Origin of the sequence: Erwinia phyllosphaerae (assembly GCF_019132875.1) — a bacterium.
Lineage (GTDB): Bacteria > Pseudomonadota > Gammaproteobacteria > Enterobacterales > Enterobacteriaceae > Erwinia > Erwinia phyllosphaerae.
Genome location: NZ_JAHSPF010000001.1, coordinates 348,707 through 362,543, shown reverse-complemented (window position 1 = coordinate 362,543; position 13,837 = coordinate 348,707). Strand labels below are relative to the sequence as shown.

Below are 13,837 nucleotides of genomic sequence, written 5' to 3'. Positions count from 1 at the left end.
GCGGGAGGCAATAAAAAGCCCCAACAGCTCAGTATTGGGGCGAAGGGAATCGCGTTATCACTTTGGAGAAGGCGGCGTTTTATTCCGCGACTTTTTCACCCGTGCCGACCACAGGTTTTTGCCATTGGGATTCCAGCTCTTCCAGCGATTTCCCCTTGGTTTCCGGTACAAATTTCCACATAAATAGCGCTGCCAGCACGGCCATTACGCCATACAGCCAGTAGGCGAAGCCGTTATTAAAATGAGCATTAAGCGTGCTGTTTTTATCCATCATAGGAAACGTCCACGACACCAGATAATTGGCCAGCCACTGTGCTGCGACGGCGACGGACATCGCTTTGCTGCGGATGCGGTTGGGAAAAATCTCTGCCAGCAGAACCCAGCAGACAGGCCCCCAGGAAATCGCAAAGGAAGCCACATAAAACAGCATTGCCCCCAGCGCCACCACGGCGGACATTTTCCCGTAGAAGGCGGTGCCCAGCGTAAACATTCCTATAGCCATTCCCAGCGCGCCGATAATTTGCAGCGGTTTACGGCCAAAATTGTCTACCGTCATAATAGCAATGGTGGTGAAAATCAGATTAATGACGCCCACAATAATCGTTTGCAGCAGCGCCACATCGGTACTGGAACCCACAGAACGAAAAACTTCCGGCGCGTAATAGAGCACTACATTAATGCCGACAAACTGCTGGAATACGGAAAGCATAATGCCAATAACAATAATGCCGACCCCAAAAGAAAAAAGCGGCGAACGGCTGGTGGTGCCGGCATTAACCGAGTGAAGAATGGTATGCACTTCTTTCTGGCCCTGTACTTTACCCAATAGTTTTTCCAGCACGGCAGCAGCCTGCGCCTGCATGCCTTTGGCCGCCAGCCAGCGAGGGCTTTCCGGCACGACAAATAACAGCAAAAAGAAAAGCAGTGACGGAACGGCACCGGAAAGAAACATAAAGCGCCAGCCCATCGTATCCAGCCAGTTCGCACTGCCTGAAAGCGCAATGCCGTAATTAACGCAGTAAACCAAAAGCTGGCCCAGAATAATGGCAAACTGATTACAGGCAACCATGCGGCCACGAATATTTGCCGGTGTAATCTCCGCAATATACATAGGGGAAATCATAGAAGCCAGGCCAACGCCAATGCCGCCGATAATACGGAATATAACAAACTCGCTAAGGTAGCCGGAAAGATAATAAGGCACGCCGCCGTCAGCGCTGATAGCACGATGGCCAATCTCAGGAAAAGCCGAACCTAACGCCGACAGAAAGAACAGGACGGCAGCAATCAGCAGCGTCTTTTTTCGCCCCAGGCGCGCGCTTAACGGGCCGCCCAGCATGCCGCCGATAATACAGCCGATGAGCGCGCTGGCCACACAAAAACCCAGCAGCGAGTTCGCCGCCGATTCGCTTAGTCCTCTTGGGGCGATAAAGACTTTCTCCAGCGAAGAAACGGTACCGGATATTACCGCCGTATCATAACCGAATAATAATCCGCCCAGCGTCGCCACCAGCGTGATGGAAATAATATAGCGATTGTTGGCTTTTATTTCAGTTGCTATTGCCATAACAAACCTCTTGAGAAAGGGAATGCCGGAAAGGCCCGTTTTTATCTTTAATAATTGCAGGCTGATAATTTAACGTCGCGGCCAGGAACTATGTTCGATCGTGAAAATGATTGTCGCGAGACAAAACATAATCTTCCGGATGGGCTAAGGGAATTACAATTTTTTGTAATCAATAGCGGCATTTTGCTTTTCATGATGACGATCACAGGTTGTTGTTTTTCTTCACGGCTGCGGTTAAATGCGGCTTTGTGATCGCCGTCATAGTTGGGATTTTACAGTATGGGCTTGTGAAATTTTATAATTGTCCGTGCGCCTTTGTTATCTGCATAGTGAATCTGCTTTCGTTAATCCGTGAAATAAAAAATTAAGGAACGTGCTCATGGCAGATTATTTTGATGGTATCAACAAGATTGCTTATGAAGGCTGCGACAGTCAGAACGACCTGGCCTTTCATTTTTATAATCCGGATGAAATTATCCTGGGTAAAAGCATGAAGGAACATTTGCGGTTTGCTGCCTGTTACTGGCATACCTTCTGCTGGGCGGGCACCGATATGTTCGGCACGGGCGCTTTTGAACGTCCCTGGTTTAAGGGCGGTAACGAGCTGGAACAGGCGAAAGCGAAAGCGGAGATCGCCTTTGAGTTTTTCGACAAGCTTAACGTGCCGTTTTACTGTTTTCACGACGCTGACGTTGCGCCACAGGGTAGCTCCATCAAGGAATACCTCTATAACTTTGCCGTGATGACGGACGTGCTGGCGGAAAAACAGCAGCAGACCGGAGTAAAACTGTTATGGGGGACGGCGAACTGCTTTACGCATCCTCGCTATGGCGCGGGCGCTGCGACCAGCCCGGATCCGGAAATCTTCGCCTGGGCCGCCGTACAGGTTAATGCCGCGATGGCCGCCACGCAAAAACTGGGCGGCGAAAATTATGTGCTGTGGGGCGGCCGGGAAGGTTACGAAACCCTGCTAAATACCGATCTGAAGCAGGAGCGCCAGCAAATTGGCCGGTTTATGCAGATGGTAGTAGAGAATAAACACCGCATCGGCTTTAACGGTACGCTGCTTATCGAGCCAAAGCCGCAGGAGCCGACCAAACATCAGTACGACTACGACGTCGCTACCGTGTACGGCTTTTTGCGGGAATTTGGTCTGGAAAAAGAGATTAAGGTCAACGTAGAGGCAAACCATGCCACGCTTGCCGGCCACTCTTTTCAGCATGAGATCGCCACGGCGGCCGCGCTGGGTATCTTCGGTTCCGTTGACGCTAATCGCGGTGATTTGCAGCTCGGATGGGACACCGATCAGTTCCCGAACAGCGTTGAAGAGAATACCCTGATTATGTATGAAATCCTTAAAGCGGGCGGTTTTACCACCGGCGGGCTGAATTTTGATGCCAAAGTCCGTCGCCAGAGCACCGATCCTTACGATCTCTTTTACGCGCATATCGGGGGGATGGACGTGATGGCACAGAGTTTACGCATTGCCGCTCGTCTGCTTGAAGAAGGCCGGCTGCAACAGGCTTGCGCAGCGCGCTATGCGGGCTGGAAAGGTAAGCTGGGCCAGGAGATCCTTGCCGGAAATTTCTCTTTGCAGGAGCTGGCGCACTTTGCTGAGGGATCGGCGCTCTTTCCCGAGCACCGCAGCGGCCATCAGGAGCGGCTGGAAAACATTGTCAACCAGGCCATTTATCATAAGTCTTAAGCGGAGCCAGGCCGGAGGAAGCAGCGCATGTATATAGGTATCGATCTTGGTACGTCCGGGGTTAAAGCCGTATTGCTGGATGAAAACAATCAGGTTTTAGCCAGCCATACGGAACAGCTAACGGTTTCCCGACCTCATCCTCTGTGGTCGGAACAGGATCCGGAAGCGTGGTGGCAGGCGACCGACAAGGTCATGCTTGCGCTGGCGGCGCAACGCTCGCTGCGCCAGGTTCGGGCTATCGGGTTAAGCGGACAGATGCACGGTGCCGTGCTGCTGGGACGCCAGCAGCAGATCCTGCGGCCAGCAATTTTATGGAACGATGGCCGCAGCGCCCGGGCCTGCCAGGAGCTGGAGGAGTGCGTGCCGGATGCCAGAAGCATAACCGGTAACCTGATGATGCCCGGCTTTACCGCGCCGAAGCTGCTATGGGTCAAAGAGCATGAAGCTGATATTTATCGGCAGATAGCGCGCGTTCTGCTGCCGAAAGATTACCTGCGCTGGCGGATGACCGGCGAGTTCGCCAGCGACATGTCGGATGCGGCGGGCACGATGTGGCTGGATGTCGCCAGGCGTGACTGGAGCGACAGGTTGCTGGCCGCCTGTGGTCTCTCGCGTGAGCAAATGCCGACGCTGTTTGAAGGTAATCAGGTGACGGGGCAGGTAGCCGCGGCGCTGTGCCAGCGCTGGTCGCTTCCTGCCGGGCTTGCCGTCGTAGCGGGCGGGGGCGATAACGCAGCCGGGGCGATTGGTGCAGGGATCTGGCAGCCGGGGCAGGCAATGCTGTCGCTGGGGACGTCCGGCGTTTACTTTGCCGTCAGCGAGCGTTTTCTGAGTAATCCCGAGCGTGCGGTACACAGCTTTTGCCATGCGTTGCCCGACAGCTGGCATCTGATGTCGGTAATGCTCAGCGCCGCTGCCTGCCTGGACTGGGCGACGCGGCTCACCGGCCAGCCTTCCGTGGCGGCCTTGCTCGCCCTGGCGGAAAAGGCACGGCTATCAGATCGCTCGCCCTGTTTTCTGCCCCACCTGTCCGGCGAGCGCACGCCCTATAATAATCCCGCCGCCACCGGCGTCTTCTGGGGGTTTACTCATCAGCACGGGCCGGAAGATTTGGCCATGGCGGTGCTGGAAGGCGTAAGCCTGGGACTGCTGGAAGGTATGGAGGCGCTGCACGCCAGCGGCATCCGGCCTTCTGCCATCACGCTGATCGGCGGCGGCGCGCGCAGCGCTTTCTGGCGACAGCTGCTGGCGGATATATCTGGCGAAGCGATGGATTACCGGACGGGCGGCGACGTCGGCCCCGCGCTGGGTGCCGCCCGGCTCGCCCGCATGAGCTGCTATCCGGGCGTCTCTCCGGCTGAGCTGTTGCCGGAACTGCCGCTGGAAGCGCGCTATACGCCCCGTGCGGGGCAGCTGGATTTTTACCGGCAGCGCCAGGCGTTGTTTAAACAGCTTTATCAGCAGACCGCTGCTTTATAAGGAATGCTGCCGCGCTGCTGTATAAATGTCAGGATGCCGTACTGATTGAGTCTGTCAGCAGTCTGAGAAACCGCCCCGCGCGGTTTCTTTTTTTCTCGTTTTGTTGATCGCACCGACAGGCTTGTCTGCTGCTGCCTGCCATCCCTTGTCTTTAAGCAAAATTTCTTCATATTGAATCCATCGCGTCCGTTGCAGAGATTGATATGAAAAAAAACGACTACGCTCCCGCGAAGCGGGCAAGGATTTCGTTGCTGTTTAATGCCAACAAAGCCTATGACCGCCAGATTATTGAAGGGATCGGCGAATATTTCTATGCCTCCCAGTGCGACTGGGACATCTTTATCGAAGAGGATTTCAGCGTGCACGCCCTGAACGCGGATATTCTTTCCAGCAACGGAATTATCGCGGACTTTGATGATGAGCATCTGGCTTCCCGGCTCGGTCAGATCGCCGTGCCCGTGGTGGGCGTGGGCGGCTCTTATCGTCGCCGCGAGGACTATCCTCCGGTCAGCTATGTTGCCACGGACAATGAAGCGCTGGTGGCCAGGGCCTTGCATCATCTGATTGAAAAAGGCATTGAGCGCTTCGCCTTTTTTGGTTTGCCAGCCGGGGCAGGGAAGCGCTGGGCGCAGGAACGTGCCTCGGCATTTTTGCATCTGACCAGCGCAATGTCTTATCCCGGCGTCGTCTACGAAGGCATGGTGACGGACAGCAATACCTGGGAGACCGCCCAGCAAAAGCTGGCCGAGTGGCTGAGTTCGCTGCCCGATCACACCGGGATTATTGCCGTGACGGACGCGCGCGCCAGGCATATCCTGCAAACCTGTGACTATCTTGGCATTGCGGTGCCGGAGAGGCTGTGCGTGATAGGTATTGATAATGAAGAGCTGACCCGCTATCTGTCGCGTATTTCGCTCTCGTCGGTGGTGCAGGGCACGCGGAAGATGGGGTTTGCCGCCGCCAGGCTTCTTGACGACAGGCTTTCAGGCCGCCGCGTTACTACCGAGCCGGTGATCGTTCCCCCTGAAAGCGTTATTGCCCGCCAGTCGACCGATTACCGTTCAATTATTGACGCAATGGTGGTGAAGGCGATGTGGTTTATCCGCAAGAACGCCTGCCGGGGAATTACCGTTGAGCACGTGCTTGACGCGGTTGACACTTCCCGCTCGAATCTCGATAAAAAATTTATGGTCGAGCTGGGAACGACCATTCATAAAGTGATTCAGGATGCAAAATTTGCCAGGGCAAAAGAGCTGCTGGAAACGACCACGCTACCGGTTGCCGAAATCAGCCGACTATGCGGCTACAGCACGCCGCAATATTTCTGCACCGTTTCCCGGCAAAACCTGCTGATGTCGCCAGTCAAATATCGCAGCAGCCTGGCAGGTGGACAGCGTAGCGCGGCCGATATGCGTCAGGCAGGCGAGGTTCAGGCTGAGGCAGAGTAAAGGGTATCAGGCAAATGCCGAGCGGTGAGGAGCCGTTCCCTGCTTAACAGAATGGCCTGGTGAAAGCCAGCAGCCAGCAGGCACAACAGCAAAAAGCCCGCTTCAGTTTCCTGAAGCGGGCTTCTCTGAATATGGCTCCTCTGACTGGACTTGAACCAGTGACATACGGATTAACAGTCCGCCGTTCTACCGACTGAACTACAGAGGAATCGTTTGAACGGGGCGCATAATAACGAGGTCGACTCTGGCTGTCAAAGGGGTAATGCAAATTTTCAGTGCAACTGGCTGAAATGTGATCGCTGCCGGTTGCGCCAGCTGTCAGGAGCCTGTCACTGCGTTGCTACTGACCTCATTACTGGCCCGTTTGTTGCCGATATTCGCCTGGCGTTACGCCAGCAAAACGTTTGAATGCCCGTCCCAGCGTGATGGCGGAATCGTAACCGACGCGCTCAGCGATGGCGGCAAGCGTTAACCGGGGATCGCGTAGTAAACAGCGTGTGCGGAACATGCGCCAGTGGGTCAGATAAGCGCCGGGCGTTTCACCCGTAACAGCCTTAAAGTGAAGGGCAAAGGATGAACGTGACATGCCCGCTTCGTTGGCCAGCGTTTGCAAATTCCACGGTTTAGCAATGTCCTGATGAAGGCGTTTCATCACGCTGCCAAGTCTGGCATCGGTCAGCGCGGCAATCCAACCTTGTTGCGTTTGCTCACGCAAGCAATGCGCGCGAATTGCCTGCACAAAAACCACATCGGCCAGGCGGCTCACTACAATACGCGAGCCCATATGCTGCCCCTCGGTTTCGATAGCCAATAATTTTAACGCTGCCTCCAGCAGCGGCGAGCGGGTAGCATCGGCAGGGATGACGGCTACAGGGGGTAAGAGTGACAATAGCGGTTCTGCGCCTGCGCTATCAAAAGTAAAATAACCGCAAAGAATATCAGCCGCTTCTCCCTGGCCACCAAAATGCAGTTTTTTTCCCGGACGTTCGGCAAATACCTCTTCACATCGACGTGTTGGGCTGGCGTGGTGGTCTACCAGAGAAAAAAGAGTATTGGGCTGCACCAGAAAACAATCACCTTGCTGCAGTTTGACAGGCTGTTGTCCCTCCGTTATCAGCCAGCCCTCTCCCGAAATGATAAAACCAAAGCGGATAGCAGAACTCTCAACAAAGCTGACGCCCCACGGCGCGCGCGGTAAAAGGCGGGAATAGAGCGCGCTTTGCAAACGCATGGCGGCAAAAACATCGTCGAGCAGATCCATAGCAAACTCTTCAGAATGGACGATAAGTCAGTATAAATATCTTTTTAGTCATTCAGAGTCCAGCTGAAAAAGATTAGGTTAAAAGGGCATCTTCACTAACCGAAAGAGAAATCATTATGCAAAGCTATCGTCTTGAGCATTTCGGCAGCCTTGATGGCTTAAAACGGGTCGAGGAGCCGCAGCCTGTCCCTGGAGCAGATGAGGTTTTAATCAAGGTTCGTGCCTGTAGCCTCAATTACCGGGATTTGGCGATCCTGTACGGTACCGGTACGCTTTCGCCCAAAGAAGGATTGATCCCCATATCTGATGGCGCGGGCGAAGTGGTCGCGACCGGCGAAGCGGTAAGCCTGTTTGCCGTCGGTGACAGGGTAGCGGGAAGCTTTTTCCCTTACTGGTTTGGCGGTGCGCAAAATAGTGCCGCCGGACGTGGCGCATACGGCACGCAGGCCGATGGCTGGCTAACCCAGTATAAAGTGGTCAACCAGGAGGGGCTGGTCGCCATTCCTGATTATTTAAGCTGGGAAGAGGCGGCAACCTTGCCTTGTGCGGGCGTGACGGCGTGGAACAGCCTGCAACAGTCCAGACCGATAAGGCCGGGCGAAACGGTACTGACACTGGGCACCGGCGGGGTAGCGCTGTATGCGGTGCAGTTTGCTAAGTTGAGCGGGGCGCGGGTTATTGCGCTGACGTCAAATGATGAAAAAGCGCAGTTGCTAACCACGTTGGGCGCGGATCACATCATTAACTACCGCCAGTATCCTGAATGGTCGGGCAAAGTACGTGAACTGACTGACGGCGAAGGCGTCTCACGAGTTGTCGAAGTTGGCGGGCCGGGTACGCTGCAACAGTCGTTGCTTTCCACTGCGCCGGGCGGAGAAATTGCACTGATAGGATTTGTTGCCGATGGCAATGCACCCATTGATTTTATGTCGTTGCTCAAAAGCAGCGTGACCGTCAGGCCTTTTAGCGTCGGCAGCCGCGCAGATTTTATTGCCATGAACCGCGCATTAAATTTCAGCAAGCTGCGGCCCGTAGTTGGCCAGGTGTTCAGCTTTGAGCAAACGGAGGAAGCCTGGCGATATTTCGACAGCCGTCAGCATGTGGGTAAGGTAGTGATTACGGTTAACGAATAGCTGCCCGGAGCATCTGGTCATCATAATCGGTTTGGGCCACGATGGGTTGTGGCCCGACCCTGTTTAACCAGCAAGCGGGAAAATCAAAATAAACTGATATTCCCTTAAACGCGGAAGGTATTTACCATTCCCCCTAAAGCATGTACCTGCTCTGCCAGGGATTGCGAGGCGGTAGTAGATTCTTCCACCAGCGCGGCGTTACTCTGGGTTACCCCATCCATTTGGCCGACTGCCACGCTTATCTGGGAAATGCCCTGCATCTGCTCATTTGAGGCCAGAGCAATTTCATCCATCGCTGCAGCCAGCTCGCTGACCTTGCCGGTTACGCTCATGATGTTTTCCGCCGTACCGTCGGCTACCGCGACACCCGCGTTAATTTGAGAAACCGCGTTTTCAATCAGGACTTTAATATCCCGTGCGGCCGTGGCGCTGCGCTGTGCCAGCGTACGAACTTCACTGGCTACTACGGCGAATCCTCGGCCTTGTTCTCCGGCCCGTGCAGCTTCAACGGCTGCGTTCAGCGCCAGGATATTAGTCTGGAAAGCGATGCCCTCAATCGTGCCGGTAATATCTTTTATCCTGGTCGCGCTGGAAGAGATGTCAGCCATCGTTTTGGTCATTTGACGAACATTTTTTTCACCGTCACGGACCAGTGCAGCCGTCTCACGGGCCGAGCTGGCCGTAAAGGTGGCACCCGCAGTGTTGCTTTTCACCGTGGCGGTTAACTCTTCCATACTTGCAGCGGTTTCCTGCAGGGCAGATGCCTGCTGCTCGGTACGGGACGACAACTCCGTATTGCCTCGGGCAATTTCATCGGAGGCCAGCGCAACTGAAGTTGAAGCATCTTTAATTTTTGATACCAGCTCACAGAGGTGACTTTGCATCCGGGCCAGTGACGCCAGCATGCTGGTGGTGTCTCCCGGACGGAGCGCTACCTGAGAGGTAAGATCGCCGCCAGCAATCGCTGCCGCCAGCTCCTGCGCCTGCACCGGCTCGCCGCCTAACTGACGCATTAAAATTCGTAAGGTCATAAAACCGGTCCCTGCGGCAATCAGCAGCGATAAGAAAACCAGAACAACCAGCAAAAAGCTGGTCCGACGGCTCTCCTCACTGCTTTTTTCTACGGCATTCTGGACATTGTGCACCTGCACATCCGTCATATCGTTAAGCGCAGCCTGCAATGCCCGTTGCGTTGGACGAGAGACATTCATCAGAAAAGGAACCACTTCAGCCTGTCGGTTCTGAAGACCAAGCTGGCCTGCTTTTTCAAAGTCGGCCATAGCGGGGCCTTCTCTCTCGATAATGGCTTTGAAAGCTTCACGTCCCGCCGGGGTAGAATCAATTTTCATTAGCTGGGCCAGCGCTTCCCGATTTTTGATAAACAAATTCTTCTGGGTTTGAACGCGTTCCCACTCAGGCTGCATCTGTTTTGGATCGGTTAGCAGCGCCAGGTTACGCACCGCGATGGAGAGATCGCGTACGCTGCCCCGCATATCAAGCGCCAGCTTATACTTCTTCATTTTGATGTTTGCCACATCATTCATGCTATCCCTGGCATGGTTCAGAGCATTAACAGCTACGCCAGCACACACGGCCAGCAGCAGCACCATGAGGCCGTAGCCGATAACAATACGCATTGATATTTTCACGATAATTTACCAGGGTAACTAATGAGTGTGTTTACTATCGGCAAAGTGAAGAAATATTTGAGTGTAAGCTGGACTAATTTTGGGCGGACTGAGGAGGGGGAATGGGACAAAAAGGTGTTTCGGATGGTAATTCCTTTGCCTCAGCCTCACCATCAGCCTGCTGGTTATGCTCCCTGGGGATAATCTCGCCGTAAAGCCATACTGCATACCCGGAAACTAATGGTGTATTAACATTGGGCAGATGATAAAGCGTCGCGCCTGGCAGGTTGACGGAAAAATTATCAGGGGCCACTATCGGGCCTTTAATACAGTATTAGCGCTCTGAGATAAGAGCGCTAATATCTACTTTTTAAATTTATAGAAAAACCAAAAAAACACTATTCCGGATGATGATGCAATGGCGGCTTTTTGATATTGATATGTCGTGTTAGAACAGTAAGCCATGGCAGCCATTACTACAGATAATAATACAGAGGCTATTATTATCCTCATTACACGAGGAGTTACCACCAACAAGTGCCTCCATATAAGATGCCATTAAGACTTCCCGCCCCAGGTGCGCCTGCTAACCATCCGGGGACAAAGCCTGTTCCCGGAACAGCAACGCTCCCGGCGGTTGCCCCTGATAAACCACCGCTTATAGCATCCTTAATAAACTCCCTGGACATGTCGTTCATATTATAGTTTTGCAATCCTGCACCGGATATCATGTTTATTTCATTGGAATTCAGGGTTTTCATAATATCTTTTTTTGTTTGCATGTCCTTGCGAGACATATTAACTAAATTTACCCCTTCCATTGTGATTAATATCACATAATTAAATTTCTGGTTATTTTTTGATCTCTATCAATATCGTTGCTGTTTCTCAAGTGTAATCCTTTGCCTCTTTAATATTCCGGTAATAGATAATTATATTGAGAGCTCGGGTATCTTTAAAGACGCAATGAGCGCTTTCACAATCTCAAGGCAGGCAAGCAGGTAACTCATCAAAAGAATAATGCTCTTTGCGCAATCAATCGTATGCCGGTATCCCCCAGAGTCATTAACCTGTCCGTATGAAGTAAATATCATGATGGAGGATAATGTTGCTGATAAATTATCCATTTTTTTTAACTAAAGTGGCCCAATAAGCCCCTTCAAAAATAGTGGGGCTTACTGTCATATATCAGCCAAACCATTCAGCCGGGCACTTCACTTAACCGTTCAATATTGTCCGGCAGTGGTTTATTGCGGCACTAATGCCTATCAGTTTTACTTTCTATGAGTCCCAGATGGCTCCGTACGCCGCGCGGCCACGTGCCTCACATCCGTCCACCACATAGTCAGTGAGCTTGCGGTTTGCAATGCATACCACCGCTTCCGCCTCTATCCGTTCTGCTTCCTGCCAGGCAAGCTCCAGCAGATCGGGTTTTCCTTTCGCATCGGTGTCCCAGATAATGACGTCCGGTACCACGGCCAGCACCTCGTCAACAAAAGCATCGCCGTAGGTAAGGCGGGGATTGCGCGTTGACCATATCAGGCAGTGGCGCGCCTGGTTAGCCACCAGGTGGGGTAACAGAGGGCCAATCCCGCTGCCCGTGGCGACAAACACCACCGAATGAAACAGCTGATGCACACTGCCAACGCCAGGCGTGGGAATGCCGCGAAACCAGACATGGGTTGGCGGATTATCAATGAACGAACTGGTCCAGTCGCCTGCCCGTGAGACCAGCATCCGACAGCCAGGCCCCTCCAGCACCGGGATGTTAGCAAACGGGTGCCATTCACTTAGCGGATGACGGCTAATAGTCAGCGACGAGCCGGTAAAGGGATCGCGCGGCAAGTGGAAACGCAGCAGTACCGCATGCTCTGAAGGGCGGGTAAAGGTCACCGGTATGCGGCGCAGATGGAACCACGGCAACAGCACACTGATGGTGATGGTGAGCAGCCCCCAGAAAGCGGGCAGCAGACAGACGGGATGTTGCGTATCACGGGCAAAACAGCTCACCTGGGCCCATGAAAGAAACAGGGCCAGCCAGCCAACGTAGCGATGAACGTGTTCAAACTGGTTATGATAACGCGCCCGCATTTTTGGCAGAGCCATCAGGCAGATTAACGCCAGCAACAGCCCCAGCATAAGGTTGAGCATGACCAGCCGCAGGGAAACACCTGGCAAATGGTGCATATAGTTCCAGCAAACGCCGGCAGTAAATAGCAGCGTCCATACTGTGGCAAATAATGCACAACCTGAATGTATTCCGCCAAAGTGATAGACTTTTGCCACGTGACGTCGCACCCTCAGCGGCCAGCTTTTTGGGGTTTTCCAGACGAGGCGAAACAGCAGGTTAATTAAATACTGCTGACGAATAAGCACGGAAGCTAATAAATTACCCAGCGCCATATGCGCCATTGCAGCCAGATTTAACTGCTGAGGTTGCCACCAGTTGCCGATCGTCAGGGCATAATAAAGCCACAGAAGATTAATAGACATCATCAGAATAAACAGGCGCTGATAATGGCTTAATGGATATAGCTTGCTGCGCTTCAACCAGAAAATAGTTCGACTGTTGCCTGGCCAGACAGCGATCGTTCGTGACTCTTTCAAAAAATTACCCCACAGGAATGGAAGGACAGGACGCTCTGAATTTTGGATAACGCCCTGACAAACGCGGGTAATATAGGGGGTAAACAGATAAACAGGATTTGAGAATAATCTAAAATGCACGGCTGGCGAAAAACTTAGGGCCAGCCTTAGCCATAATCCATCAGTAGAAAATGCTACATCCGCTTTATGCGCAGCAGCGTATAGCCGTCGCCGTCAACAGTAGCTGGTTGCTAAGAATACTCTGTATAAAGAAGCTCACCGGCTGTTCATAAGCAATGTGCAGCCGGCTGATAAAAATATTTTAATATCGGATAAAAATTTTATTTAAGCATAACGCTATGTCGGAAAGCGCAAATTAAAGCTGGGAAGTAAAAAGTGCTGCAATAAGCAATGATGAAAAATAAACTTTGGCCCTGTCGTGATAACAACAAAATAGCTGTGCCGGATGAACAGGGAAAAAAGAATCACGGGTATGTCAACTTTGCCCGATCATAAAATATCCTGGCAGAAGGGTGAAATAAGGCCACGCGCTTGCAAACATCGCGGCCTGGGTTTAAAAATCTTTACTCCAGGGGCACCAGCTTCATTGGCTTGCCGCCCAGTTTAGGCGCAATACTTTGCTGAACTGCGACAACGGCTGCAAGCGGCCGCCATGCCATAGTTATAGCGTCGATAAGACCCGCATCGTTTAAATGTAGGCGATCCATACCGTCAATGGTGTGATCGCCAAACCTGATAGTAAAAATGGCGACAAAATCCGCCTCGTTGCGCAACAGCAGCTGTAAATCAAAGGCTTCTATAGTGTCCAGCAGCTGGGCAAGAACCTTGCTAACCTGTTCCTTCCCTTCGAAGGGAACAGGAATGATTGGGCTGCGGAACGTGACGTTATCCGCCATTTGGGCCATAGCGCCTTCAACGTGACGCTTGCCCAGGGCGGCAAGCCAGGCATCAAGATGTGCTGTAACGATCATGGCATAGTCCTTCTTATTAATTGATTTCAACCGCTGGC

At 52.8% G+C, this 13,837-nt stretch carries 10 protein-coding genes and 1 tRNA gene; 4 read left to right on the top strand and 7 right to left on the bottom strand.

The window, feature by feature from the left end; all coding sequences use genetic code 11:
- Positions 1–79: 79 nt before the first annotated feature.
- Complete coding sequence (gene xylE, locus KUE00_RS01585) at positions 80–1,567, bottom strand: D-xylose transporter XylE (protein ID WP_246757736.1); 1,488 nt, start codon at positions 1,565–1,567, stop codon at positions 80–82.
- Positions 1,568–1,946: 379 nt separating this feature from the next.
- Between xylE and xylA the strand changes: the two genes are divergently transcribed.
- From xylA to KUE00_RS01570, 3 genes are all read left to right on the top strand, one after another.
- Entirely contained in the window at positions 1,947–3,272 is a 1,326-nt protein-coding gene (gene xylA, locus KUE00_RS01580; protein WP_246757735.1) for a xylose isomerase, read from the top strand.
- A 27-nt stretch (positions 3,273–3,299) separates the two neighbouring features.
- Positions 3,300–4,751 (top strand): xylulokinase, encoded by a 1,452-nt coding sequence (gene xylB / locus KUE00_RS01575; protein WP_246757734.1) that lies wholly within the window; start codon positions 3,300–3,302, stop codon positions 4,749–4,751.
- A gap of 203 nt (positions 4,752–4,954) precedes the next feature.
- Positions 4,955–6,199, top strand: coding sequence for a XylR family transcriptional regulator (locus KUE00_RS01570; protein WP_246757733.1), 1,245 nt, complete (start codon positions 4,955–4,957; stop codon positions 6,197–6,199).
- A 132-nt stretch (positions 6,200–6,331) separates the two neighbouring features.
- On the opposite strand, the gene KUE00_RS01565 is transcribed toward KUE00_RS01570, so the two are convergent.
- Positions 6,332–6,407: transfer RNA gene (locus KUE00_RS01565), tRNA-Asn, on the bottom strand.
- A 144-nt stretch (positions 6,408–6,551) separates the two neighbouring features.
- Positions 6,552–7,460 carry an AraC family transcriptional regulator gene (locus KUE00_RS01560; protein WP_246757732.1) on the bottom strand — a complete coding sequence of 303 codons (909 nt, stop codon included), beginning with the start codon at positions 7,458–7,460 and terminating at the stop codon, positions 6,552–6,554.
- Positions 7,461–7,576: 116 nt separating this feature from the next.
- Here KUE00_RS01560 and KUE00_RS01555 point away from each other — a divergent pair, with 116 nt between their 5' ends.
- A complete protein-coding gene (locus KUE00_RS01555; RefSeq protein WP_246757731.1) occupies positions 7,577–8,593 on the top strand; it encodes a zinc-dependent alcohol dehydrogenase family protein in 1,017 nt (338 codons plus the stop codon).
- 104 nt (positions 8,594–8,697) lie between these two features.
- Here KUE00_RS01555 and KUE00_RS01550 read toward each other — a convergent pair whose 3' ends face one another.
- The 4 genes from KUE00_RS01550 to KUE00_RS01535 form a co-directional block, all read right to left on the bottom strand.
- On the bottom strand, positions 8,698–10,242 hold the full coding sequence (locus KUE00_RS01550) for a methyl-accepting chemotaxis protein (protein ID WP_246757730.1): 1,545 nt from the start codon (positions 10,240–10,242) through the stop codon (positions 8,698–8,700).
- A 503-nt stretch (positions 10,243–10,745) separates the two neighbouring features.
- Positions 10,746–11,003, bottom strand: coding sequence for a hypothetical protein (locus KUE00_RS01545; RefSeq protein WP_246757729.1), 258 nt, complete (start codon positions 11,001–11,003; stop codon positions 10,746–10,748).
- A 499-nt stretch (positions 11,004–11,502) separates the two neighbouring features.
- The gene (locus KUE00_RS01540) at positions 11,503–12,828 is read right to left on the bottom strand and encodes a ferredoxin reductase domain-containing protein (protein WP_246757728.1); all 1,326 of its coding nucleotides are present in this window, start codon (positions 12,826–12,828) and stop codon (positions 11,503–11,505) included.
- A gap of 563 nt (positions 12,829–13,391) precedes the next feature.
- The gene (locus KUE00_RS01535; protein ID WP_246757727.1) at positions 13,392–13,799 is read right to left on the bottom strand and encodes a nuclear transport factor 2 family protein; all 408 of its coding nucleotides are present in this window, start codon (positions 13,797–13,799) and stop codon (positions 13,392–13,394) included.
- Between the last annotated feature and the right edge of the window lie 38 nt (positions 13,800–13,837).